Raw genomic sequence first — 26690 nt, 5'->3', positions numbered from 1 at the left:
TGCTTTGGGACACCTTGGATACTTATACAAAAGTAAAAAAGGATTAATGAATTATGCAATAAAAACGGTGTCATATACCTCGTTGATTTGCTTTATCCAATGTTCAAGCCGGGTATCCGTAGCACGGTCTGCTTTATCGAGGAAAAAATGCCGTTTAACTGTAAGCCCACAGTACGCGTATATACCGGTATCGGAGGTGAGAGACAGTGCTCTATCCATGCCAATGGCTTCATATTCAGCCTGCGACTTGCCGTGTGTGTTGATGATCACCGCAGCTTTTTCAGTAAGTAACCCTTTTTGAATGCCCTGGTCATAACGGTAAGCGAAACCATAGCTGAATACGCGATCGATGTAGCCCTTGATGATGGCCGGCAGGCCCGTCCACCAAATGGGGTGAATGATGGTGATACAATCAGCCCATTGAATAAATTCCTGCTCTTTTCTGACATCATCGGCCACCTTTCCTGCGCGTTGCCCTTCCATATCCTGTAGGGATAGCACCGGATTGAAATCTAGTCTGTACAAGTCCCTGACCTTAATATCGTGTCCGTTTTTCGACAGATGCAAAGCGAGTTTTTGTGTTAACCTCCCGTTTAAGCTCTGCGGATGGGGGTGGGCGTAAATGATTAAATGTCTCATAATGTTACTTATTTGTTTGAGACAAAGTTAGTGCGCCATTATCCGCGTAAATTGTAAGAAAACGAAATCAGCTCATTGGATTGCAAATATCCTGCTGGAATTCCAAGTACTTCACCGGGGTCATATTGAGGTAATACTTAAAGTCGTGAATCAGTTGACTTTGATCATAATAACCACATTCGTCGATGACTTCAAACCAATCCATTCTGGAGTGGTTCGTTGCAATCACTTGTATCCGTTCGATGACACTCAAAAATCGCCGATACCGGTTTAGTTCTTTAGCTGAATAGCCGAAATGCTTTTTATGGTGGAGCTGAATATTCCTTTCAGTCTGGGTTTGCTCATTGGCAACTGCTTTAATCGGGTCCAGGTTTTGTTTGTTGAAATTTGCTAACCGCTCGGCAATAATATTGCGCCGGCCCAGGTAAGGTTTACAAAAGTCAAGCATATAATCCACACGGCGCATTACTTCGGGTATTTGATTGAGTTCGGCCCATAGCGCCGTAAAACAGTTTTCCTCCAACAGCTCATCGGGATGCAACAATGGTCTTTCGCCGATTGAAGCGGTACCGAAGAAACGATAAAAACCGTCATGTTTAAAATTGGCGACTAATATGCTGGATTGCGGAAATAACGCGTAATCAAATGCCTTTTTTATCGGGCCCAAAACCAGGCATTTGTCCACTTCGAGCGGAGTGTTTTGCTGCGTTCGCAGCAATGCATTTTTGCCAAAACAGAAAACTAAAATAGTTTGATAGGATGGCAGCAACGTTCTGGCGACGACTTCATCCGTATTATTTTCGGCAAAATAAAAATGGGAAAACACGTCTGCATAGGCTGTCGGAACAGCGATTCTAACGCTGGAGTATGCCGCTTCAGTGTCCGCAATCCGTTGTTCAGCTTGATTTCTCATTATCCCAAATCTGATATACAAAAGTACGATTTGCAAATCCCAACCCCATAGCTTATCTTAACAACATTTCTCGGTTATCCCGTTATAACCGGATATGCTGCATTTTAATACAAAAACAATGTCATATCTATTGTATCTGCCGAAAAAGGGAAAGCCTGATACGCGAAAACAGCTGATCTTGGCTGCCGACATTGGTGGCACCAAGACGAGCTTGGGTTTGTTTGAAGTGCAACGCGAAAAGCTTTCGCTTTTGCGTGAGGCCACTTTCCCATCCGGGGAACATCTTACATTTGAAGCGCTTTTTGAAACATTCCGGGCCGATAGCCAGCGTGTACCGTCCATGTTATCCATCGGTGTTGCAGGTCCTGTTTTAGACAACAGGGTGAAGCTGACGAATTTGCAGTGGGAGCTCGACGGCAGCCGTTTGGAGCGCGATCTCGGCGTTGAGCGTGTTGTGCTTATCAACGACTTGGAAGCTACAGCCTATGGGTTGGCTGGATTGGCGCAAGAAGATATCGCTACGATATATGACAATGGATCGACGAATTCGGGCAATATGACCATTTTGGCTCCCGGCACCGGATTAGGGGAGGCGGGTATTTTCTGGGATGGCGAGGCGCACCGACCATTTGCAACGGAAGGCGGGCACTGCGAATTTGCGCCCCGAACGGAATTCGATATCGAACTGTGGACTCACCTGAAAGCGGAGCTCAATATCGTAAGTTGGGAGCACGTTGTGTCGGGTTCGGGTATTTACCGGATTTACCGCTTTCTGCGCGACATAAAGGGCCGTAAAGAACCTGCCTGGCTAACGGAAAATTTTAAGCATAACCGTGACCCGGCCGCTGTAATTAGTCATGCGGCTATGCGTGAGCTGGATGGTACTTGCATCATGGCAATGGAGTTATTTGTAGGCTATATGGCACGGGAAGCCGCTAACCTGGTGTTGAAGCATAAAGCAATGGGAGGACTCCTGCTGGGCGGCGGTATACCACCCAGGATCTACCCATTGCTGCGTAGAGAGCTGTTCCGGCAACAATTTATTCAGAATTCGCGCATGACTGAACTGTTACAAAGCGTATCCATAAAAACGATATTGAATAGCAAGGCTGCGCTAATCGGGGCAGCCTATTATGGTGCGTACGGATAACGCTTTCTACGTACAGTATACGCATCAAATACGCGTAATAAAACACGTTAATTTATCAAAACATCTGGGGGTAAATGTTGTTTATCGAAAAACACGGACCCGCTTCATCATACGCAAGTTATCTATGCTTATAAAAACCAAAGGTATACCATTCCGCTACATGTTTAATAAAGTTAAACTCGAAGTAGCGGTAGTCTTTATTGTCGGTTTGATCTTCAACACCTTTACCTACCTCTTGTCGGACCGTTTACCTGAGATGCCATTAGGTGTACCGGCGTTTTTGGGTACCGCGATCTCCATTTTACTTTCCTTCAAGATGAACCAGTCTTATGAACGGTGGTGGGAGGCGCGGAAAATCTGGGGATCCATCGTAAACGATTCGCGGACCTTGGTCATACAACTGCAGAGCTACTTGACCGCCGAGCATCAGGCTGTCATTACTGAAATCGGACACCGGCAAATCGCTTGGTGCTATGCATTGGGTGATTCGTTACGTGGGCTGAATCCATTGACACGCGATACCGGATGCCTGCGGCAAGAAGATATTGCAAAGCTATCAAACCACCAAAATAAAGCCCTTGCCCTTACACAGCAACAAGCATACGCTATCAAGGAACTGGCCAATCGAGGTGCACTGGATGTGTTTTGTCGTGTACAACTTGATAAGACACTCGTTCGCCTGGTAGATTCGATGGGACGAGCAGAGCGTATTAACACAACGGTATTCCCGGTCACATACCGGTTGTTCTTGCATGCGGCGATCTATCTCTTCCTCATCACCTTGTCGATTGCGATACAGGATGTCCACGCACTATTTGAGATTCCACTATTGGTATTGATTGCTGCCTTGTTTTTCCTGGCGGAAAAGACTGCATACAATCTACAAGATCCGTTCAGGAACCGTCCGAGCGATATTCCGATGACGGCAATTGCACGTACTATTGAAATCAATATCCGGCAGTTGCTTGGTGAGGATACATGGCCGGAACCGGCAAAACCCAAAACGTTTTTTATCCTTTAATTCCCATTCCTTAAGAATGCTCGTAATTGCGTATCAATAAAATTAGCCGAACTTGAAGATGAGTAAAGCCGATCTGTATCAAGGATACAGCGGCTAAACCACGGCAGGCATGGTGTCTTTACGTTCGCCGATCTGCTGTCGCCACATTGCGTAATACAATCCTTTTGCATCGAGCAGTCTGGCGTGGTTACCTGCTTCTATAATTTGCCCTTTTTCCAGTACAAAGATGCGATCGGCATGCATGATAGTCGATAAGCGGTGAGCAATCATAATCGTAATGTGCTGCCGCTCTGCCGTGATACGGCGTATGGTATTGGAAATTTCCTCCTCTGTGATGGAGTCAAGTGCCGAGGTCGCTTCGTCAAAAATCATGAGGTGAGGCCGCCGCAATAAGGCCCGTGCGATGGAGAGTCGCTGCCGTTCGCCGCCGGACAGCTTCAGCCCGCCCTCACCGATTACGGTATCCAACCCATTATCTGCCCGAGCGAGTATGTTTTGTCCCGCAGCTTTATGCATTACATCCATGATCTGCTCATCCGTAGCAGCCGGATTCACGAAGAGCAGGTTTTCCCGTATGGTGCCTGAAAATAACTGCGTATCCTGCGTCACTAGACCTATCTGGTGACGAAACTCATCAAAGTCTATGCGGTCGCCCCTAAAATCATTATAGAAAATATGGCCATTGCTGGGCTGATAAAGGCCCACCAATAATTTGACCAACGTCGTCTTGCCCGCGCCGGAGGGACCAACGAAAGCAATGGTTTCTCCCCGTTGCACCTCAAAAGAAATTCCCTCCAATGCCGATCGGTTGGCGGACTGGTGTTGAAAGTGCACGTTGTCAAACCGCAGACTGGTGATGGCGTTGATCTTTTCCGGATTCGTGGGCTGAAATTCCGGCTTTCGGCTGAATAGTTTTTGAAGGTTGTGCAGGGAGGCTTCTGCCTCGCGGTATGACAGGATAATGTTGCCAAGTTCCTGCAATGGGCCAAAAATGAAGAAGGAATAAAACTGCATCATCATCATTTGACCTACGGTGATTTGGTCCCTGAACACAAAAAACAATAAGGCAAACATGATGCATTGCTGTAGGAAATTTACAAAAGTGCCCTGCACAAAGCTGACGGCCCGTACGCTTTTCACCTTCCGTAGCTCCAGTTGTAGGATTTTCATGGTGGTGGTATTGAGCCGGCGAATTTCCTGTTGAGTAAGTCCTAAGCTTTTTACCAGCTCGATATTGCGCAGCGATTCGGTGGTCGAGCCAGCCAATGCGTTTGTCTCACTTAAGATATTTTTCTGGATAAATTTGATTTTCCTGCTTAGGTAGCTGGTAAGGAAAGCCAGGGTCACTGCGCCTATGAGGTAAATTAACGGTAGTGAAGGGCTCAGGCGAAAAGCGACAATAACTACGAAAACAATGCCCACCAGCGTAGCAAACAGTACATTTACAAAGTTGGTAATAAATTTTTCGCAATCTGCTCTTACTTTTTGTAATACGGATAATGTTTCGCCGCTACGCTGATCTTCGAAATCCTGGAAAGGCAGCCGCAACGCATGGCGCAGTCCGTCGGTATATAAGCGCGCGCCGAATTTTTGGATGATGACATTGACCACGTAATCCTGAAAAGCCTTGGCGATGCGCGAAACCATAGCAACGCCGATGATCAGGAGCAGCCCAATCGTTATACCGGAAAAAAACGCCGAATCGGCACCCTGTGCGCGGAAATCGGCCGCCTTATTGGCATAGGGGTCAATGATTAAGTTACCCAGGATATACGGGTTGAGTAAGGAAAAGACTTGGTTAATGGCGGCTAACAACAAGGCTAAGAAGATTAAACCTTTGTACCTGCTTAAATAGGATAGTAATAGTTTCATTGCTTATCATACCGGCGCGCAGCACGCAGCGTCCGTTTGATATGCCGTGCAATTTTGTAGCCATTTTTCCGGTTTGGCAGTCTAGATGGCCTGCTTGCGGTGGAAGCCGCTTCATTTTTACGGGCGTCAGACAAACAACGGCCGTTTTGTCACGTTGTGCGCACATATATAGGCCAATGTTGCGACGACATCTTTTGGTTCAGGGAATTTCAGATGTCACTTGCTTTGGTTCCAATAAATCTTCAGGTTGTGAGTTGAACGGCCAAATGCGATGATGTCCGGCTTGCCATCGCCGTCCATATCGGCAATTTGCAGGCCCTCGCAGGCGATACCGCCACGGTCTATCCAATAGACATCCATTGCTTCCCAATAGTGGTTGAATGGCACGTATAACTTGATCCCAAAATGGCCGTTCGCATTTGGTTTTCTCCATCCGACCACAACCTGGTCTCTTTTTAAATCCAAAAAGTCTGCCATTCCCAATCCGCGGCCTTCATTGATTTGCCGGTCGATTACTATCCGTCCTATTTTATTGTATACCAATACACTGTCGGTAAGCTTAGGGGTATACACCGTTGCCATACTTGCACAAAATGGTTCAATAGCGGCAAAGACATGCGTATTCCGGCTAGCCGTGCTACCGATGCGCACCCCACTAATCTGTCGTCCGCGCGCTAACCAATCAGCCGAGTTGCGCATCCAGCGTCCATCCTTAAAGGAAAATCCCATCATGCCACTATCGCCACAGACATAAAAGACCTCCCTGTCTCCATAGTCGTACACGTCCAAATGACTCGCTAAAGGCATGGGTTGCCAGATGGTCCGATGCCCCCATGACGTCGTTGGATCCGCTGGCTTTTGGTATGCCACAATATTTGCGGATCGGCCTTGGTTGTCCGTGCCGTCCCCGCCGTATATGGGCAACACGACCAACTGATAAGAGCTGTCACCCGTCTTAACCCAACTTATCCGGTTTGCAGAAGATCTATGGCAAAGCTTTAACGGAGACCATAACCGTGTCGGATCGCCTGGCCGGATTAGGTAATGCACAGCGCCTGAACTTACAGCCACGTCTACTTTTCCGTCCCCGTCTATATCACGGGCAGCAATACAGACGTTGTCGGATTGGATGATATCGTCCGCCATGACAAAGCGCTTCCAATCGCCATTGCGGTACCAGACCAACTGCGATTTGTCGGCCAGTAGGATATCTGGTCGGCCGTCGCCGTCTACATCGCCAACCGCTAAGCTAAGTCCAGCGTTGATCTGATCGTCGATAGTTTCAGCGGTAAAGTGGGGTTCTTTGTTGAATAAGAAAGAGACACTAAAAGCGGCAAGCAAAGAAGGATAAAAAAACATAACGGATGAATTTGATGTTCCATCATGCGCCATGCGGCACATCGATGTATCTCGCCATAAAAATAAAAAAAGCCAGCAATGGTTTCCGATCGAATTGTCGCGTAATGCGTTGAACCGGTTGGACTGATGCTCAATTTGACCTCGGGATAGGCAATATAATTTTTAGAAAAAGCGTAATTGCTCCTTATTTTCTTTCTATTTTAGCCGTCAAGTAAGCCAACGACTACGTTTATGACAAATTTTAAGAATGTGAGGGGCAGTTTGGTAACTATCGTATACCTGGTTGTATCTGCTTGGTCCGTCTTCGCACAAGACCAGGTAGGCCATGCCAAATACGAGCTGATCCGGGAAACGATTAACTTTTTGGCAACGGACAAAGCGGTTTCGCAAGATACCAGCTTCGACATATCCTGTGAGACCTTGGATTACGACTGCTTCACGGACCAGCTGGCCAGTAAACCCATAGCGGGCATTGAACGATGGTATGCGAGTTGGCGTGCCATGAGGGTCACTGATGAAGCTGGATTGGTAGCCTTGCGGGATCAGGTGTTTGCGGATATTTTTGAACGGCCCGGGAAAAGCTATCGGAAGCAGCTACCAGGCTATGAGGCATATGTGGCTCGGGTCGAGCGGTTGATGCATCCCGCCGTCGAAGAAACACCCATGGAGCAAATCGCCGTGGATACCAGTCAGGAATCACTCCCCGGTACTGACGAATTACTCCAAACCAATCCTGAGCAATTTGCCAGTCGTAACGACAACACTAAAACAGACAATAACATGATAGCTTACCTCGCCCTCGCTATTGGAATCATAGCATTGGTCATTGCTGCCTTATCCGTATTCAAGAAAAAAGATCAGCAATCGACCGCTGATTTTCGTGCATTACACGAGCGGCTGGATGCGTTAACCACAGAAATGAAACACTTGGAGCAAAAAGTAACGGACGCCCAGATTAAGGAAGCCGTGTCCAGTTTAACCGAGATCATGGAGGCGATAGAAAAACGAGTAGTCGACTTGGAAAATCGCCATAACCCTAAACCATAGCGGACGGTCGCGGCAACCAGGGGGGCTACATCAATAGATGTCAAGAAACCTAAAAATGCATTCGTTGTATACGCATAGCATTGCCAATAGCCAGTAATGCTACGCCTACGTCTGCAAAGACGGCTTCCCACATATTGGCGTGACCACCGGCACCGAGGATAAGTACAGCAGCTTTCACAGCGAAGGCCATCGTAATGTTTTGCCAGATAATGCGGCGCGTGGCTTTGCTAATGTGGACGGCTAACGGAATCTTGCCGGGCCGGTCGTCTTGAATGACCACGTCAGCAGTTTCGATCGCTGCGTCACTGCCAAGCCCGCCCATAGCTATACCTACATCGCTTAGTGCGATAGCGGGAGCATCGTTGATTCCATCACCGACAAAAGCGATACGGGAGTTGATCGATCGCATTTCATTGATTTTATTGACTTTATCTTCCGGCAACAAGTCGCCGTATGCAAGTATGTCCAATGTGCCGGCCACGGCTTGCACCACGCTGGAACGGTCTCCACTGAGCATGGTAAGCGTAATCCCAAGTGCTTTCAGCCGGTTGACCGCTTCCGTCGCATCGGGCTTAATTTCATCTGCGATGATAAGGTAACCAACGAAACGGCCATCATAGCCTATTGCCACGATGGTGTGGGGAATACCGCTCGTTTCAACCTCATGTACGATCCCGGCCCGGTCGAGCAGTCTTAAATTTCCCACGACGAGCTTCTTGCCCGCCACCATCGCCGTCAACCCATAGCCAGGAATTTCCACTACCTGCTCCAAAGGAATGGTGTGATCGGCCTCACCTACAAAGGCATGAATAGCCGTTGCTACGGGATGGGTACTATGGCTTTCCAACGCATTGACCAAGGCAAGGATTTCCTTGCGATCGTACCCATCAACGATGACTGCTTCTTGGACGCGGAATACCCCCTTAGTGAGCGTGCCCGTCTTATCCAGCACAACCTGTTTCACACCGGCCAGCGCATCAAGGACGTTGCCTCCTTTAAACAGGATGCCGTGCCGGCTTGCTGCCCCAATCCCGCCAAAATAGCCGAGCGGGATGGAGATAACGAGTGCGCAGGGACACGAAATAACGAGAAAGACCAGTGCGCGGTACAACCAATCGCTGAAGACATAATCGGCTACGAACAGCGCGGGAGCAACAGCAATAGAGGCAGCCAATACGACAACGATGGGCGTATATACTTTTGCAAATTTACGGATAAACAACTCGGTAGGAGCCTTCTGAGTTGCCGCATGCTGTACCAGCTCAATAATTTTGCTGAGCTTGCTGTCGGCATACGCAGTAGTGACACGGACTTGTGCCACGGTGTTTAGATTGATCATACCGGCCAATACAGCATCACCTTTAACCTTGGTGTCCGGTTTGCTTTCGCCGGTGAGTGCGATGGTATTGAAGGAAGCGTGTTGCGACAGCAACTGGCCGTCCAACGCGAGCTTTTCGCCCGGCTTCAGCTGAATCGTCTGCCCAACGGCCGTTTGCCGCGCCATGATGGTACGGGGGCGGCCGTCTTCAAGAATGGTCACCTGTTCCGGGCGCTGGTCAAGCAAAGCCTTGATGTTTCCCTTAGCCCGCCGCACGGCGAGGCTCTGTAAGTTTTCGCCAATGGTATAAAATAGCATGACTGCTACGCCCTCTGGATATTCGCCAATAGAGAAAGCGCCAATCGTAGCAATGGTCATTAAGGTGAATTCGGAGAAAAGCTCTTTTTTAACGAAGGCCTTGAACATTTCGATAATGACCGGGAGGCCAACAGGGAAGTAGGCAAGCGCATAATAAATCAATCGTATCCAACCATCAAAAAAACGAGGTGCCGGTATCCAGCTATTATCAAAGGCAAGCCCTAAGAGTAATAACACCAAGCTAACGATGGCCGGACGGAACATCATTATTACGTTCGAGATAGCAACATGCTGATCGCGGGCGAGTTCGTGTGTATGACCGTGGTCAGCGGCGACCGCAGTCTGCCTTTGTTCTTCCATCGTGCAGCAGGCCTTATGACCATGCTCATCATAAGTGTGCACATGGTTTGGATCGGTGTTAATCATTTGCTTACTTGCTCATACACGCTATATCATCAAAGATACGGAAAAACTGGTATTATGCTAGTAGTTGCGCGATAGTTTGGTACCCCATCCAAGCCATCAGGACGACCGTGGCTAGTCCAAAAACACTGAGCCATAGCGGCTGCTTGTACCCGCCCACAATCGCTGGGCGATAGGCTGCTATGAGCATCACAGCAAGTGATACCGGCAGAATCAAGCCGTTGAAAGCGCCCGCCACAATAAGTGTCTTGACCGGCTGGCCAACGGCGAGGTACACGGCGCAACAAACCACAATGAAAGCGATGATAATCAGTCTATTCCATTGCGTGATGCGCGGATGGAAGCTCCGAATAAAAGACACTGAGGTATAAGCAGAACCTACTACTGAGGTAATCGCGGCTGACCACATAACCAAGCCGAATAATTTATGGCCGACTTCGCCGCTCGCGAGCTTAAACACGGCAGCCGGCGGGTTGGTGGGATCCAGAACTGCACCAGCGTGAATGACCCCGAGTGTAGCGATAAATAACAAGATACGCATCAGCGAGGCAATGCCGATGGCACTGAGGGCTCCGCGGTTAACAGCCCGCAGATGGCGATCGCCCCCGATCCCCGCATCCAGAAGCCGATGGGCACCGGCAAACGTAATATAACCGCCCACTGTGCCGCCAACTATGGTCAGTAGAGCTTTAAAACTGAACGTCTTCGGAAAAATAGACTGAACCAACACTTCATGCATGGCCGGTCTACTTCGATAAGCAATATAGAGCGTTAGCGCGATCATCAGCATGCCCAGTAGTTTGGCTAGCCAGTCCATCGCTTTTCCGGCCTCTCGATAAATGAATATTGCAATCGCAATACCTGCACTAATGATGGAGCCATGTGCCACATCCAGTCCGAGGAGCACATTCAATCCCAGGCCAGCCCCCGCGACATTACCGATATTGAAGGCCATTCCGCCGAGAAATACGAGGATAGCTATCGCGTAGCCCAGCCCGGGCAATACCTGATTGGCAACCTGCTGGGCTGGTTGGTTGGCTACGGTAATGATTCGCCAGATATTCAGTTGGGCTGCGGCATCAATCAAGATGGACAGCAAGATGATGCAAGCAAAGCTTGCACCAAGCTGGGCAGTAAACACTGCGGTCTGCGTGAGGAATCCGGGGCCAATTGCCGAAGTAGCCATTAGGAAGGAGGCTCCCAATAAAACACTCCAATTGTATTTGCTCATGATACGAAAGGTGCTTTAACGGCAATACCATCCTGTAAGAACGCGTGATATACGACTCTGGCCAATGCGATGGCATGTGGTGTATCGCCATGAATGCAAAGGGTGTCTACTTTTTCGAGTAGCGTGAAGGCTTGTTTAAGGGCCTGTAGCGTATCTGTAATTAACGCACCGGGACGAGACCGCGGTGTAAGCAAACCATCAGCTTCGTATGTTCTATCCATAAAACCTTCCGTGGCCACGCGTATCCCTTTTGTCTGTGCTGCGTCTACCATTGCACTACCAGCGAGCGCATAAAGCACTAAATTACTGTCAAATTCATAGATAGCCGATACCAGTGCTTCAGCTAAATTTATGTCTCGTGCCGCCATGTTGTACAATGCACCGTGTGGTTTAACATGATGAAGGGTAGCTCCGGCCGCCTTAGTGAAGCCAGATAACGCGCCGATTTGGTAAAGGGTGATTTGATACACTTCATCGGGCGAAATAGGCCTTTCCTGCCTGCCAAAGTTATCGACGTCCGGCAATCCAGGATGGGCACCAATGGCCACGCCTCGCAGAAGCGCTTGTTGGACAGTCAACTGCATGCGTAATGGATCCCCGGCATGGAAACCGCAAGCGATATTCGCCGAGGAGGCATAAGCAAGCAACAATTCGTCCATCACGTTGGACTGGCTCCCCGGAGTTTCGCCTATGTCACAGTTTAAGTCTATCGTAGTCATTTGAATGCAACAGGTAGGTTGGCTGCCAGCGCAGCAGCCAACTTATTTAATTGATCCGCTTGGCGGATATATAGCTTCTCCGCTTCAGCGCGGCTGATTTCCCGAAAATAGATGGTGTCGCCGGGCTTCAGCTGGGCACACAGCGGCATATCCACCGCCGCCACCTGCGCAATTCGGGGGTATCCGCCAGATGTCTGGCAATCTGCCATCAATACGATCAGGTTGCCATCGCCGGTTACTTGGATGGTACCGGGGGCCACAGCTGAAGAAAGCAGTTCCCGGTCGACAAACCGTTGTATTGGCGGCCCGTTTAGCTGGTAACCCATCCGATTGCAAGCTGTGCTGACCGTGTAAGGAGCGGATAGGAAATCCACGACAGATTTTCCGCCGAACCAAGTAAATTCATGCGCGGGGACTACCCGCACGGTATGGCGATCTTTGGGTAATAACAGCGGGCGGGCGATAGCCCACTTGGGATAGTTGATGATCTGCCCTTCCAGCCTACGGTACAGTTCCACCGCAATGTCAGTAAGTTCACGGCGTGCTTCCAACGCGTCACCATTCCGTAGCAATCGTCCCTGGTAGCCACCAATGGCCGCTGTTATGTAGGTGCTCCTGCTTCCTAATACCTCCGGGACGTCCCATCCACCCGCTACGGCAAGATAGCTGCGGCAGCCATGGGCATCATTGATGAGACGAATGGTTGTACCCGATGGAACAAACAGGGGCCTATCTGCCGGCAACATTCCGGACCCCACTTTAAGGATAGCACCGCCGCCAGAATAGGCTAATAGTGCCGGTTGGTTGGTTTGGAATGCCGCATGTCCATAGGTAAACTCAATAACAGCCTCGTTTTCAAGATTGCCAACCGCTAAGTTGGCAATTCGGGCCGCCAACCGATCCATGGCCCCTGAAATGGGCACGCCCTGCGACAGGTATTCCCAGCGCCCCATGTCCTGTACGCTACTCATGATGCCAGCTTTAAGTATACGGATGCCCATAGTGTTTGTTGTAAAGTTTAAACTGGCGAGGCGTGATGGCTTGGAAAGCGACCGTGTCGCCTGCTTTCAACAAAGCGGGCGGCGTGCAATGGGCATCAAAAAGGCGAAGTGGCGTGCGGCCGATGATGTGCCAACCTCCCGGTGTGTCCAGTGAATATATGCCCGTTTGTTTTCCGGCGATACCTACGGATCCCGCAGGAACCATAGCGCGGGGAGTGGGTCTGCGGGGCGTTGCCAAACGCTCGGGCATTCCTCCCAAATAGGTGAACCCAGGCGTAAATCCTATCAGATGTACTTGATAGCTTGCCGTACAATGCAACTCGATGAGTTCTTCGGAAGTCATGCCATGCTGATTGGCTACCGCTTCCAAATCCGGGCCGTATACGCCTCCGTAACAAACCGGAATGCTGATTGGCTGGGATTTGGCCCGCACAGAATTATCCACCTCATCAGTGAGCTTGTTCAGGTAATCGGACACGCGCTCAAAACAATGAATACCGGCAAGATTGGGTGACCGAATAACCACCATGGGATCAAAAAAAACGCTTAATGTCGTGTAAGCAGGCACTGAGGCACGGAATCCATCGAATGGATTGCTGTGCAACAGCATGTTAAAGGCTGTGATGCGCGTTAAGTGGTCGGCCCGCAACTCTTCACCGAAATCAAGTGTAACCGCATATTCACTCAACGCGTAGATGAAGAACGCACTGGTTTTTTTTTGATATGCATCCATCCGTTCCTGATAAATTAATCAATAATAGGAAAAATTAATAAGCGGTCAAAGGGCAGTCGCCTTAAATCAATAAAATAAGCGTAGCTATTACCGTCAAGCAGATCATGAGTCGCTTAAATTGCTGTTCAGGTATTACCTTGACCATTTGGATACCGATGAAGCCGCCCAAAACAATGAAGGGTAATGCAGTCAAATCAAGCAAAAAGCCGGCGGTGGTGATGTTGTCCCAGACGAATAGCTGCAATGGGATTTTGAGGTAGTTCAATATCATGATGAACCATGCGCCCGTAGCGACAAAGGCGAATTTCGGCAGGCGCATAGCAAGCAGGTAGACGGTAAGTATAGGGCCTGCGGCATTGCCAATCATCGTGGAAAATCCAAGCGCAAGTCCAATAAAAGGAGCGAACCACCGTGAAGTCGTGAGGAGTTCGAGCTTTTCCGTGCGGCTGGACGCGAACATGGTGCCGATTCCCAGCAGAATGCATCCAGCCATCATTACCCGGAATCCCGATTCGGGGACAACATGCCCCAGCACCAATGCGGTCATCAAGCCCAGTAGTGCCCAGGGCATGGGTCCGAAAACCAATTCTCGATGGAATTTCTTGCGATAGTAAATGACGGCCAATAAGTCGGCCATGCACAACATCGGCAGTACGACTCCGGTCGAGTTTTTGGCGCCAAAAAGTAATGCGAAAACCGGCACTGTGAGCGTACCGATATTAGGTAGGCCTGTCTTGGACATGCCGATAAGCAGGGCGCAACAAAAAAAAACGACCCATTCCGGTCCTTGCAACAGGCCGGAAAAATCAGGCATGGCGGGGGGTCAGCAGTTGCTTGATGTGATCGATGCTGATATCGTGATAATCGCTGATATAATACCGGCAGGGGGGAAGTTGTTCCTTCGTATGCGAAGTGAGCACTCCAACCACATTGGCACCGGCATTGATAGCCGCGGATACGCCGGAAAAGGAATCCTCGAAAATGACGCAGTTTGCCGGCGATACGCCAAGGTTGCTGGCAGATTTCAAATAGATCTCAGGATCGGGTTTGTGTGCCGTGACATCCTCACTCGCTAATATTGATTCCATTTGGAATTCGAAGCCCAATCCGTCCATAATCAAATCGAGGTTGGCCCTTGGAGCCGATGTGGCTACACCTGTACGGAAGCCTTCGGCCTTAAGTGCTGCAAGGAACGTTAGGAATCCATCGATAGGTTTGACCTGAGTCTTGTAAATTTCACGGAAAAGCCCTTCTTTTTCTTGTTCCAAGCGGATAAATTCGTCACCTTCAATGACACGCTTGAAGAAGTAGTTCATGATATAGCTGTTGTGCTTGCCATACATATGATCTTCAAATTCCTGCTCGGTGTAAGGAACACGATATTTGTCAAAAAATTGCTTGAATGCCTCCGTGTGGTAAGGATTGGTATGGGCAATAACCCCATCCATGTCAAAAATGACCGCATAATTATCCATGCCGCAAAGGTAGGTTTTTAATATGTAAACGTCAATCCACCGCCTGTCGGCTTCTCCGTATAATGCAACGGCGAAGCCCAGCAGCAGAGCAACGCAAGGAATAATCCCGTTTTCATGATGGTCAATGAATTAAGCGGTCAGTGGCTCCGCCTTGAATCCTGCTTTGCCGACTGCCGCAATAATCACTTCTTCCGTTGCCGTATCCGCAGCTACAGTCAATACCTTATCAGGATTGTTGATGTCTACTTGCCATTTTCCTTCACCAACAGCTTGATTAAGGGATGGGGTCACGGCCGCCACGCAGCCTCCGCAGTGGATAGTTGTCTTGAATTTGAGTTGTTCGTTCATGATATGTGTTTTTTTGTGTTAACTCCATTTCAGCCGCAGGCTATTGCTCACCACGCTGACACTGCTGAGTGCCATGGCAGCCCCGGCAATCATCGGATCCAGCAAAAAACCATTGATAGGATAGAGGATCCCTGCAGCAATGGGAATACCGATGACATTATATATAAACGCCCAAAAGAGGTTTTGTTTGATCGTCCGTACCGTTTTTCGCGAAAGCTGAATAGCTTGCGATATCTTAGTGAGATCGTTGGATATGATAGTCATCTTGGCTACATCCATGGCGATATCACTTCCTTTACCCATAGCAATGCTTACATCGGCTTGTGCCAGGGCATTGCTGTCGTTGATGCCGTCGCCTACCATACCCACTACTTTGCCCTGGTTTTGCAGCTCCTTAACGAAATCAGCCTTTTCTGCAGGCAATACGTTTGCCCGGTAATTGGCGATGCCGATTTGCCGAGCTACCGCTTGTGCGGTTCGTTCATTGTCGCCAGTCAGCATATAAACGTCGATATCTGCCGCTTGCAGGCTGCGGACAGCTTCGCTGGAGGTGGTTTTTATGCTGTCGGCAATGGCAATCGCCGCGAGTAGCATGGTATTATCGGCAAAATAAATGACGGTATGGGCGAGTTCCAACTGTTTGTTTATCCACGGCTCGGCCTCCGGGCCGACGATGATTTCGCTCCGTTGCAGCAGCCCTATATTACCGATCGAATATGTTTTTCCCGCGTAAGTGCCATATACCCCTTGCCCTGGCATGTTCGTTATCCCTAAACCATTCAGAAATACCGCCTGCTCATGAAAAGCGGCAACCACAGCATCAGCTAAAGGGTGCTCCGATGACTTCTCGATGCTGTACAGAATATTGCGCAGTTCATCTGTTTCTTGCACAAACCATTGCTGCGCTATCACCTCTGGTTTGCCCTCGGTGATGGTGCCGGTCTTATCCAGTATGATGGCATCAAGCTTTTTGGCCTGCTCAAGGCTTTCGGCATCCTTGATTAAGATGCCTTGTTCCGCTCCCTTACCCATGCCCACCATAATGGCAGTAGGGGTAGCCAAGCCCAGCGCACATGGACATGCAATAACCAACACGGTGACCAATGCCAAAAGACCATGTGTGAAACCCTGTTGACCGTCGAGTATCATCCATAAGCCAAAGCTCAGGACAGCGATGCCAATCACAATAGGTACGAATATACCTGCTATCTGGTCGACCAGCTTTTGTACGGGAGCTTTACTGCCCTGCGCGTCCTGTACCAACTTAATAATTTGGCCAAGGAGTGTTTCACTACCTACCTTTTCGGTTTGAAACTGGAAGCTTCCTTTTTGATTGATGGTGCCGGCAAAGACGATGGATCCGGCTTGTTTGGCCACCGGAACCGGCTCGCCACTAATCATGCTTTCATCCACATAAGAGTAGCCGGAGATCACGGTGCCGTCTACAGCAATTTTTTCGCCGGGTTTCACCAAAAGGATGTCGCCGACCTTCACTGTAGCGAGGGGGACTTCCATTTGATGACCGCTATGGTGCACGACCGTTACCATTTTGGGCTGCAGCCCCATTAACTTCTTAATAGCTGATGACGTGTTTCCCTTGGCCCGATCTTCCAACAGTTTGCCAAGCAGGATAAAGGTAATGACCACTCCCGCTGTTTCATAATACGTATGCGCATGCAGCCCGCGGCTGTGCCAGAAATCGGGAAACAACATGTTAAACACACTGAATAGGTAGGCTACCCCTGTGCTTAGTGCCACCAATGTGTCCATGTTGGCGGATCGGTGCTTGGCCTGTCTGTAGGCTCCGACGAAAAACTGCCTTCCAAAAATAAAAACGATGGGCGTAGCCAGCAGCCACATTACATAAGTTGCCCATCCTTGATTCATCAGCACCGGTGTCATACCGATAATAGCCAAGGGAATGGCCAATATGACAGCACTGACTGTGCGCTTTTTCAGCGATTTGAAATGGGACAGCCGCAGCATCTCCAGCGTATCAACGACTTCCTCCGTTTTTTCCACCACCAAATCATAGCCAGCGGACTGCACGGCCGCTTTCAACTGCTGCTCATTTGTGACGCCGGGAATGTATTCTACTTGCGCGGTGGCGTTGGCATAGTTTACCGAAGCGGTAATCACGCCGGGCTGCGCAGCAAGGATGGTCTCCGTACTGTTGGCACAAGAAGCACAGGATAGATTAAGCACGGGAAATGTCTTTTTCGTTGACGGGACGCCGTAACCAAGATCCCGGATTTTCTTCACGGCTTGCGGTATCAAGGGCGCGACGTTGTCGGCAACGATGACCGCGCGCTTATTGTTCAACTCCACGTGATGGCGGTCGATATTCGGCAATTCGGCCAGACCATTGTCTACAATCATCGCGCAGTGCTCACTGCTGACGTCTTCCAGTGGTAAATATATGGTGTTTTTTGAGTTTTCCATGCTATTTATTGATGTAAACAAATATCGGCACGCGAAGCAGGATAAGGTTTACATAATGATGGAAAAAGTTTATACTTTAAGGTTTTATGAACAGTAGAGGCTTGATGTTAGCACCAATTAACAAATAACAATTGAATTAATGTTACATTTGGCATCGATGCTGTATCAAAACACAGCTTAACGTCATTGACATTAAAGTTTTTGTATATGTCTTTTTACCAACGATTTACCTATGCTGTGACGGTGTCATTGCTTTTGTCGCTTTCACAGGCTACCGCATTGGGCACATGCCAATTTTCGCCATCGGACAGTCTACGGCTGACGGATACGCTTCCTATGGACACCGGTGTCATACGAGGGGAACTTCCCAATGGCCTGGTATATTATATACGCCATAACGAAGAGCCCAAGGATCGCGTTGTCATGTATCTCGCTACCAGGGTCGGATCGATAGTCGAAAATGAGAACGAGCGGGGGTTAGCGCATTTCCTGGAGCATATGCAATTCAACGGAACCAAGCATTTTCCAAAAAATGAATTGATAGATTACCTACAACGGGCGGGCGTGCGCTTCGGGTCGGATCTGAATGCCTATACCTCGTTCGACGAAACGGTTTATCAATTGCCCATTCCTTCGGATGACCCAGAGCTACTTAAAAACGGATTACAGGTGATGCGCGACTGGGCACAGGATGCCCTGCTTGATGGGGAAGAGATAGACAAGGAACGTGGTGTGGTGCTTAATGAAATGCTGGGTGACCGGGGAGCACAGCAGCGCATGCGCGACCAGTATTTTCCGATGATTCTTAACCACTCGCGTTATGCCGAACGTCTACCTATAGGGACAAAAGAAATTATCGAGGGGTTTGATCACGAAACGTTGCGTGCTTTTCATCGGAAGTGGTACCGGCCCGAACTGCAAGCGTTGATCATCGTAGGTGATATCGATGTAGCAGTCATCGAAGCTCAAATCAAGACGTTGTTTAGCGATCTTAAAAATCCAGCGGATGCCCCTGAGCGTAGCGAGTATAGTATTCCACTTCGGGGAGAAAACCAATTCATGGCCGTGACGGACCCTGAAATGACGCAAACCGTAGTGCAAATTATTGTCAAGCACCCCGAAACCAAAGTGAAAACGGTGAACGACTACCGGACCCAACTCACCAAATCCCTTTTCAATCAGATGACAAGTGCACGTTTTGCAGAGCTCACCAGACAGGCCGACCCGCCATTCATACAGGGAGGGGGCAGCATAGGTGGGTTCCTGCGTGGGTTGGATGCCTTTACAATGTATGTCGCCTCCAAACCGGGCGAAGTTAAACGGGGTTTTGAGGCGGTGGTCACCGAGTTTGAGCGTATCAAGCGGCATGGATTCACCGCTACTGAATTGGAACGGGCAAAAAGTAATTTCGTGGCCAGTATTGAATCGGCTTATGCTGAACGAGATAAACGTAAATCCGAAAGCTATGTAGACAGCTATCTCAATCATTTCCTTGAAGGCGAGAACGTATTGAGCAATGAATACCGCTACCAATTAAGCAAGCAACTTATTGGTACCATCATGTTGGATGAGGTGAACCGGATAGGCAAGCTATATTATGTAGACCACAACCGCGACGTGCTTATTATGGCGCCGGATAAAGACAAAGACAGTCTGCCCGATGAGAAAGCGGTAGATAGCTGGTTTAATACGCTAAAAGCTAAGGATATCGCGCCCTATGACGACAATGTGCAGGATGAACCCTTGCTGGAACAGCAACCACAGGGCGGAACGGTGATTAAACGGGTGGACCGGCCTGACTTGGGTATGGTTGAGCTTACGTTGAGCAACGGTATAACCGTTGTGCTGAAACCCACGGATTTTAAAAATGACGAAATTCATTTCGCTGCTTTCAGTCCCGGCGGGACGGCCTTGTATAATGAAAAGGACTTCCTCTCGGCGACCTATGCCGCTACCATAGTAGGGGGAAGCGGTCTCGGACCGTATGATGCCACCCAGCTAATGAAGTTCCTTAGCGGCAAGAAAGTGTCCGTAAGACCATATATCGCCGAACGTTATGAAGGGTTCAATGCTTCAAGTGGAAAAAAGGACCTGCATACGGCCTTTGAGCTAATTTATGCCTATTTCACTGTACCCCGGCTGGACATCGACGTATTCCAAGGTTATATGCAGCGCATCAAGGCGTCGCTTGCCAATCGGCTGGATGATCCGGATGCGGTATTTGCCGATACGATAAACGCTGTTTTATACAATAATAATATCCGGCGGACCAGCATGACCGTTGAGCAGGTCGATCTGATTAATCCCGAAAGGGCGTATGAAATTTATAAAGAGCGTTTTGCCGATGCTTCGGACTTCACAGTCACTGTTGTGGGGAGCTTTACCGAAGATGAAATCGTACCTTTGGTATCACAATACCTGGGTGGGTTGCCGGCCATAAACAGAAAAGAGGAAGCTCCTGATTTAGGCATCTACCCACCGAAAAAAGGCTTACAACGTACCGTATACCGGGGTAAAGAGCCGAAGTCGAGTGTAAGGTTGTATTATTTCGGGAATTACGACTATTCGGAGGACGAGAACTTGCAGATGGACGCTTTGGAAAGTATCCTCAACGTCAAGCTGACCGAGCGACTCCGGGAAGCCGAAAGCGGCGTTTACGGTGTTTCTGTCAATGCCTCTTACGCCAAATCCCCCCGTTATCGATATTCATTCGGCATAGGTTACGGTACTAATCCGGATATGGTAGAACCACTGATGACTTCTGCCATGGATGAAATTAACACTATTAAACAATCGGGTCCAACACAGACGGATATTGATAAATTTGTCAGCGAACAGCGACGTGTGCTGGAGGTACAGTTGCGGGAAAACGGCTTTTGGTTAGGTCACTTGTCCGGTTCGTATCAAAACGGCGAAGACCCGGCGTATATTTTGAAGTACCTGGATGAGCTTCGTAAGGTGACGGTAGAAAGTGTGAAGGCCGTAGCCAACAAGTATCTCGTGGAGGACCACTTATTTAAGTTTGTGCTGATGCCGGAAGCGCAATGACCCGGAATACTTCAAAAAAGAAGCGCGTCCTGAGTTCAAGACGCGCTTCCTTATGCGGCAATTGATAAAAATCAAGTTAACCTAAGTAGGATTTTAGAATCCGGCTACGGGAGGTATGGCGGAGCCGTTGCAATGCTTTGTCTTTGATCTGGCGTACACGTTCGCGTGTCAGGTTAAATTTCTCACCAATTTCTTCCAATGAAAGCTGGTGATTGGAACCGAGGCCAAAAAACAGGACAATGATCTCACGTTCCCGTTCGGTCAGGGTGGCCAGCGATCGCTTGATTTCCTCAGAGAGCGATTCGTCAATCAGCGTACTGTCCGTATCCGGGTCGGTGTTTTCCAATACGTCGAGCAAGGTATTTTCCTCGCCCTGAACAAACGGAGCATCCATGGATACATGACGTCCGGAATTGCTCAGTGTATCCGACACTTTGTCTACCGTAGTTTCCAAAATATCTGCCAATTCTTCAGGTGACGGTTCGCGTTCATATTCCTGCTCCAATTTGGAGAATGCTTTGCTTATCTTGCTTAGCGACCCCACCTGATTCAAAGGCAAACGCACAATACGCGACTGCTCGGCAATAGCCTGTAAAATGGATTGTCTAATCCACCATACGGCATACGAGATGAATTTGAATCCCTTAGTCTCATCAAAGCGTTTAGCCGCTTTAATCAGGCCGAGATTGCCCTCGTTAATTAAGTCTCCAAGGGTAAGTCCCTGATTTTGGTATTGCTTGGCCACAGAGACCACAAAACGCAAGTTTGTTTTTGTCAGTCGCTCGAGAGCCGCTTGGTCACCTTCCCTGATTTTTTGGGCGAGGATAACCTCCTCCTCGGCTGTAATCAAGTCTACTTTACCAATTTCATGCAAGTACTTGTCCAGCGACTGGGACTCACGGTTGGTAATGGATTGTGTAATTTTGAGCTGTCTCATTAACTATTAAGTACCTTCCTTTCTAAAAAGTTTGCGAAAATACGATTTTCTAATCATATAAACTGATTTTTTTGGAAAAAGTTGTCTGATTTAGAGGAAATTATCGGATTTTCTTGCAGTAATTTTAGTAACAAAAAGTGTTCCAAACAAATGGATGTCTGCACAAGCTGACATCCATTTGTTTTCACATAAAATATTGGTTTTCTGAAATTTAAGTATTTGATTGTGTGTTTGAGGGTACAGATCACACCTCAATTATGAGATAATTGTGACAGAGGAAGGGCGATATCCCCGTAAAAAATCCACAACGTCCATTCTCTTCTTTCCTTCTATTTGGAGCTCCTGAATGGCGATATAGCCGTCATTACAAGCAAATTTCAAGAATGAGGTTCCATCGGTAACATAGGTTCCTGGCGGATGTGCTATTGCGGTTTTTTCCTTCGTTGCTTTGAAGACTTTTAATGCCTTTCCGTCCAAAAAGGTATAAGCTGCAGGATACGGACTAAGGCCCCTAATTAGGTTATACACGTCATCCACCGGCCGCCTCCAATCTATTTCGCAATCCCCCTTGAAAATCTTGGGGGCATGTTTAAGCTCGGTATCGGCAATCAGCGTATTTTGTGGCGTGGCGTTAGCTTTGCCACCGGCGATGGCTCTGACTGTTTTTGTCAACAATTCAGCACCAATGACCATCAATTTGTCATGCAGGTCTCCTGCGGTGTCATCCGGTGCGATGCGTACTTTCTCTTGAAACAGGATATGGCCGGTGTCAATTTCGTGTTGCAAAAGGAATGTACTGACTCCGCTTTCGGTCTCACCGTTAATAATCGCATGGTTAATAGGCGCCGCCCCGCGGTATTGGGGCAGTAGGGAGGCATGCAGGTTAATGGTGCCTAAGGGGGGCATAGCCCACACCACTTCAGGTAACATACGGAAGGCCACCACAACCTGTAAGTCGGCATTAAATTCGCGCAGTCCAGCCAAAAAATTCAAATCCCTGAGTTTTAAAGGCTGCAGAACAGGTATTCCGCGGGATTCGGCATAATGCTTCACAGCAGATTGTTGTAGTTTTTGCCCCCGGCCTGCCGGTTTATCCGGCGCCGTTACCACCGCTACGACATCTTCTCCGGCATTAAGCAATGCTTCGAGGGACGCTACCGCAAACTGCGGAGTACCCATAAATATGATGCGCATGAATTTTTGTTTTTAGTAATTTGTTATCTTTGCAAAAGTACAAATTATATCGAGAGCGGATTGAATTTCCCATATTTTTTAGCACGAAGAATTGCGATAAGCGGTAAACAGACCTTCTCAAAGCTTATTGTACGTGTGGCCATCGGGGCAATCGCTCTGGGCGTAGCGGCCATGATGCTGGCAATTGCTGTGCTGAAGGGATTTAAGGGCGAGGTGACGGCCAAACAACGTGGTTTCTTTGGGGACGTCACGTTGAGCAGATACGATTTGAATGTCTCTTATGAGCCTGCTCCATTCAGGCTTAGCGATGCCGAAACTCAGGCATTAAAGGCCATACCCGGCGTCTCTTCGCTTCAGTACTATGCGACCAAAGCCGGTATCATCAATGTTAACGATGAAGTTGAAGGCGTGCTGTTCAAAGGCATTGATGCCGTGTATGACCAAGGCTTTTTAAAGGATGTATTGGTAGCAGGGCGCGCCATCGACTTTGCAGACACCACCAAGGCAGTGGGCCAAATCATGATCTCACAGTATACGGCAGATAGGCTGCAATTGGCCGTGGGGGATGACTTCATCATGTACTTTATCCAAGAGCCTGTCAGGAAGCGGAAATTCCAGATAGTAGGTATTTTTCACACGGGCGTGGAGGAGCTGGACAAGACTTACGTGGTTGGCTCCCTTTCGCTAATCAGAAGGCTGAACAATTGGAGTGACGATGAGGTGGGCGGCTATGAGGTGTCCATTTCCGACTTTGATAGCTTATATGAGCTTACGGACAAAATACAGGATCTGCTGCCTATCCAAGTAGATGCAATCAATGTAAGGGATCAATTGCCGGAAATCTTCCAGTGGCTAGATTTACTGGATGTCAATACGGTGATTATTTTGATACTGATGATGGTGGTGGCCGTAGTCAATATGGTATCGGCGCTGTTGATCATCATCTTGGAACGTACACCGATGATAGGCATTTTAAAGGCGCTGGGATATACCAACGGTGGCATCCGGAAAGTCTTTTTGTACCAAGCTGCCTATTTGATAGGGGTGGGGCTTTTTATCGGCAATGCGCTGGGTGGCGGCTTGTATTTCTTTCAGCAGCAAACCCGTTATTTTAAGTTGGATGAGGCCTCTTATTATGTATCCTACATTCCCCTTAGGATCGATGCGCTCGAAATCATTGTGCTGAATATAGGCATCGTCGTTATCGCGTTGGCTGTTTTGCTTATTCCTTCCTATCTTATCAGCAGAATCAGTCCGATAAAAGCAATCCAATTCCAATAAATGAAAGTGTGCCTGTTAAACATGGCCGATTTTATTATCTTTGAGGCTGATTTAACAGAACGACGAGACATAATGATGTGCTAAAATCTAATCTATGGCTAAAAACTTTTTCGATCATTTAAGCCATGTATTTGAGACACCGTTGAGCAACCCGGTGCTTATTTTTGCCCTTATCCTTTTTATTATCCTGTTGTCGCCCATTTTGCTGCGCTGGATTAAGGTCCCCGGTATTATCGGCCTTATTCTTTCGGGCGTGGCAATCGGCCCGCATGGCTTAAATTTGCTCGAAAAAAACTCTGCGGTTGATCTATTTTCAACCATCGGTCTCCTGTATATCATGTTTATCGCCGGTCTTGAGCTGGACATGAACGAGTTCCGGAAGACCCGACATAAAAGTGTCTTGTTTGGCCTTTTTACTTTCGCGATCCCCATTGCCATCGGTTATCCGGTATGTTATTACATCCTTGAATATGATATGCTAGCCAGCATCATGATATCCAGCATGTTTGCTACACATACATTAGTTGCTTATCCGGTTGTAAATAGTTATGGCATATCAAAAAACGAGGCAGTAGCTATCACTATCGGAGGCACGATTCTTACCGATACCGCCGTGTTGATTATCCTTGCAGTCATCATTGGCGCATCCCAGGGACAGCTTGACAGGCAATTCTGGATGACGTTGGGCGTCTCGTTTGCGATTTTCCTGCTGATTATGTTTGGAATCATACCCCGCGTAGCCAAGTGGTTTTTCCAGAAAGTGGAGGGTGAAAAGACAGCCCATTATATCTTCGTGCTTTCTGTGGTGTTCTTTGCGGCTTTCTTAGCCGAAATCGCGGGGCTGGAACATATTATCGGGGCGTTTGTGGCTGGCCTGGCACTCAACAAACTCATTCCTCATTCGTCGGCATTAATGAATAGGATTGAATTTATCGGCAACGCTATATTCATACCCTTTTTTTTAATCAGTGTGGGCATGATCGTAGATGTAAGTGTACTGCTCAATGGGCCAGCGGCATTGTTCATTGCCGCGACGCTGACCATAGTAGCCATTTTCAGCAAATGGATTGCGGCATGGTTTACGCAACTTGTCTTCGGCTACACACCATCTCAACGACAGGTTATTTTTGGGCTCAGCAGTGCGCATGCTGCGGCTACTTTGGCAGTCATCATGGTAGGCTTCCGGTATGAAATTATTGATGAAAATGTACTCAATGGGACTATCGTGCTCATTTTGATTACGTGCATCGTGGCTTCGCTGGCGACGGAGTCTGCGTCTAAGAAAGTGGTACTTGCAGGCGATCAGGATGAGGTAACTAATGAAAAAAACATCGCAAGAGAAGAACAGCTGATGTTGCCGATCGCAAATCTGAACAACATGGAATCCTTGCTGGACTTCGCTACGCTTATTAAGAGCAACTATTCGCCGCATCCCATCACGGTATTAACCGTTGTACCTAGTAACGATATGGCCGAACAGAATCTGCAACGTGCAAGAAAAAACCTGGATTCGACGGCAAAATATGCCTCGGGAAGCGAAACAGAAGTAAACATGATGGCTACCATCGACCACAACGTTGCTAATGGTATCAGCAGGGCTGCCCGTGAAATAGGGGCCGACGGGATTTTATTGGGATGGCCCAGTAAACCGGGTATTATCGAAAAGATGGTTGGTGAAAAGACCGAAAGCATTCTTAACCAAACCGATACCAACTTGTTTATGTGCCATTTGGACAAACCAATGGTTACACAAAAGCGAATCTTGGCTTTTTGTCCGCCTCTCTCCGAATCGGAGCTTGGCTTTGATTACTGCATGGAGAAAGTACTCCTCCTTTCGCAAGAGCTTACGATCCCCATTCTTTACGTCTGTGATGAGCGTACGCAGCATGCCATTGCTGAGTATATAAAACGAAACAAAAATAGCACTCGGGTGTTGTTTTCTGATTACGATGAATGGGATAATCTCTCCGGGCTGAGGAAGTTTGTCAAAGAAAATGATATCATTGTGTTTTTTTCGGCAAGACAGGGAGAGATGTCTTATCGTCATTCATTTGACGGAATTCCGAAAAAATTGGGCAAGGTATATGCGCAGTATAACCGTATATTAGTATTCCCGAGCAGGCGAGCGGGGTATTCGCTTGACGAGTATGAAGATGTGGCCACAGCCCCATTACTACAGCGAATCGGAAGGGGTATTGGCAACATGTTTACGAAAGACTAA

At 48.3% G+C, this 26690-nt stretch carries 21 protein-coding genes; 6 read left to right on the top strand and 15 right to left on the bottom strand.

Annotated features, from left to right (window positions below):
• Window positions 1-51: 51 nt before the first annotated feature.
• Window positions 52-639: an NAD(P)H-dependent oxidoreductase gene (locus JHJ32_RS10540; RefSeq protein WP_079715911.1), complete on the bottom strand. Its 588-nt coding sequence runs from the start codon at window positions 637-639 to the stop codon at window positions 52-54.
• Window positions 640-706: 67 nt separating this feature from the next.
• On the bottom strand, window positions 707-1552 hold the full coding sequence (locus JHJ32_RS10535) for an AraC family transcriptional regulator (RefSeq protein WP_200120935.1): 846 nt from the start codon (window positions 1550-1552) through the stop codon (window positions 707-709).
• A 118-nt stretch (window positions 1553-1670) separates the two neighbouring features.
• Between JHJ32_RS10535 and glk the strand changes: the two genes are divergently transcribed.
• Together glk and JHJ32_RS10525 are read left to right on the top strand one after the other, a co-directional pair.
• Window positions 1671-2702 (top strand): glucokinase, encoded by a 1032-nt coding sequence (gene glk, locus JHJ32_RS10530; RefSeq protein ID WP_200120934.1) that lies wholly within the window; start codon window positions 1671-1673, stop codon window positions 2700-2702.
• A 160-nt stretch (window positions 2703-2862) separates the two neighbouring features.
• A complete protein-coding gene (locus JHJ32_RS10525; RefSeq protein WP_233632595.1) occupies window positions 2863-3723 on the top strand; it encodes a bestrophin family protein in 861 nt (286 codons plus the stop codon).
• Between the two features lie 93 nt (window positions 3724-3816).
• On the opposite strand, the gene JHJ32_RS10520 is transcribed toward JHJ32_RS10525, so the two are convergent.
• A complete protein-coding gene (locus tag JHJ32_RS10520; RefSeq protein ID WP_200120933.1) occupies window positions 3817-5595 on the bottom strand; it encodes an ABC transporter ATP-binding protein in 1779 nt (592 codons plus the stop codon).
• A gap of 216 nt (window positions 5596-5811) precedes the next feature.
• On the bottom strand, window positions 5812-6954 hold the full coding sequence (locus JHJ32_RS10515; RefSeq protein WP_200120932.1) for a VCBS repeat-containing protein: 1143 nt from the start codon (window positions 6952-6954) through the stop codon (window positions 5812-5814).
• A 231-nt stretch (window positions 6955-7185) separates the two neighbouring features.
• Between JHJ32_RS10515 and JHJ32_RS10510 the strand changes: the two genes are divergently transcribed.
• Window positions 7186-8001: a hypothetical protein gene (locus JHJ32_RS10510; RefSeq protein ID WP_200120931.1), complete on the top strand. Its 816-nt coding sequence runs from the start codon at window positions 7186-7188 to the stop codon at window positions 7999-8001.
• A 49-nt stretch (window positions 8002-8050) separates the two neighbouring features.
• On the opposite strand, the gene JHJ32_RS10505 is transcribed toward JHJ32_RS10510, so the two are convergent.
• The 9 genes from JHJ32_RS10505 to JHJ32_RS10465 all read right to left on the bottom strand — a co-directional run bounded on the left by JHJ32_RS10505 (window position 8051) and on the right by JHJ32_RS10465 (window position 18009).
• The gene (locus JHJ32_RS10505) at window positions 8051-9997 is read right to left on the bottom strand and encodes a heavy metal translocating P-type ATPase (RefSeq protein ID WP_233632594.1); all 1947 of its coding nucleotides are present in this window, start codon (window positions 9995-9997) and stop codon (window positions 8051-8053) included.
• Window positions 9998-10115: 118 nt separating this feature from the next.
• The gene (locus JHJ32_RS10500; RefSeq protein WP_233632593.1) at window positions 10116-11291 is read right to left on the bottom strand and encodes an NRAMP family divalent metal transporter; all 1176 of its coding nucleotides are present in this window, start codon (window positions 11289-11291) and stop codon (window positions 10116-10118) included.
• Complete coding sequence (locus tag JHJ32_RS10495; protein WP_200120929.1) at window positions 11288-12010, bottom strand: LamB/YcsF family protein; 723 nt, start codon at window positions 12008-12010, stop codon at window positions 11288-11290. The genes JHJ32_RS10500 and JHJ32_RS10495 overlap by 4 nt, the downstream gene beginning before the upstream one ends.
• Window positions 12007-12981, bottom strand: a complete 975-nt coding sequence (locus JHJ32_RS10490; RefSeq protein ID WP_233632592.1) for a biotin-dependent carboxyltransferase family protein — start codon at window positions 12979-12981, stop codon at window positions 12007-12009. Before JHJ32_RS10490 ends, JHJ32_RS10495 begins: the two co-directional genes overlap by 4 nt.
• 10 nt (window positions 12982-12991) lie before the next feature.
• Entirely contained in the window at window positions 12992-13744 is a 753-nt protein-coding gene (gene pxpB, locus JHJ32_RS10485) for a 5-oxoprolinase subunit PxpB (RefSeq protein WP_200120927.1), read from the bottom strand.
• Between the two features lie 61 nt (window positions 13745-13805).
• Complete coding sequence (locus tag JHJ32_RS10480; protein ID WP_079715901.1) at window positions 13806-14558, bottom strand: sulfite exporter TauE/SafE family protein; 753 nt, start codon at window positions 14556-14558, stop codon at window positions 13806-13808.
• Window positions 14551-15219: an HAD family phosphatase gene (locus JHJ32_RS10475; protein WP_200120926.1), complete on the bottom strand. Its 669-nt coding sequence runs from the start codon at window positions 15217-15219 to the stop codon at window positions 14551-14553. Before JHJ32_RS10475 ends, JHJ32_RS10480 begins: the two co-directional genes overlap by 8 nt.
• A gap of 129 nt (window positions 15220-15348) precedes the next feature.
• Entirely contained in the window at window positions 15349-15567 is a 219-nt protein-coding gene (locus JHJ32_RS10470) for a heavy-metal-associated domain-containing protein (RefSeq protein ID WP_079715899.1), read from the bottom strand.
• Window positions 15568-15585: 18 nt separating this feature from the next.
• Window positions 15586-18009: a heavy metal translocating P-type ATPase gene (locus tag JHJ32_RS10465; RefSeq protein ID WP_200120925.1), complete on the bottom strand. Its 2424-nt coding sequence runs from the start codon at window positions 18007-18009 to the stop codon at window positions 15586-15588.
• Window positions 18010-18216: 207 nt separating this feature from the next.
• On the opposite strand from JHJ32_RS10465, the gene JHJ32_RS10460 reads away from it, so the two are divergent.
• Window positions 18217-21057 (top strand): pitrilysin family protein, encoded by a 2841-nt coding sequence (locus JHJ32_RS10460; protein WP_200120924.1) that lies wholly within the window; start codon window positions 18217-18219, stop codon window positions 21055-21057.
• 76 nt (window positions 21058-21133) lie between these two features.
• On the opposite strand, the gene JHJ32_RS10455 is transcribed toward JHJ32_RS10460, so the two are convergent.
• On the bottom strand, window positions 21134-21994 hold the full coding sequence (locus JHJ32_RS10455; RefSeq protein ID WP_079715896.1) for an RNA polymerase sigma factor RpoD/SigA: 861 nt from the start codon (window positions 21992-21994) through the stop codon (window positions 21134-21136).
• 255 nt (window positions 21995-22249) lie between these two features.
• Window positions 22250-23188, bottom strand: a complete 939-nt coding sequence (gene fmt / locus JHJ32_RS10450; protein WP_200120923.1) for a methionyl-tRNA formyltransferase — start codon at window positions 23186-23188, stop codon at window positions 22250-22252.
• A 135-nt stretch (window positions 23189-23323) separates the two neighbouring features.
• On the opposite strand from fmt, the gene JHJ32_RS10445 reads away from it, so the two are divergent.
• Together JHJ32_RS10445 and JHJ32_RS10440 are read left to right on the top strand one after the other, a co-directional pair.
• Complete coding sequence (locus JHJ32_RS10445; protein WP_370584499.1) at window positions 23324-24469, top strand: ABC transporter permease; 1146 nt, start codon at window positions 23324-23326, stop codon at window positions 24467-24469.
• Window positions 24470-24563: 94 nt separating this feature from the next.
• Window positions 24564-26690, top strand: coding sequence for a cation:proton antiporter (locus JHJ32_RS10440; protein WP_079715893.1), 2127 nt, complete (start codon window positions 24564-24566; stop codon window positions 26688-26690).

Source organism: Parapedobacter sp. ISTM3 (genome assembly GCF_016533505.1).
GTDB classification, from domain to species: domain Bacteria; phylum Bacteroidota; class Bacteroidia; order Sphingobacteriales; family Sphingobacteriaceae; genus Parapedobacter; species Parapedobacter luteus.
The sequence above is the reverse complement of the archived record's forward strand: the minus strand, read 5'-3'. Positions and strand labels throughout refer to the sequence as shown.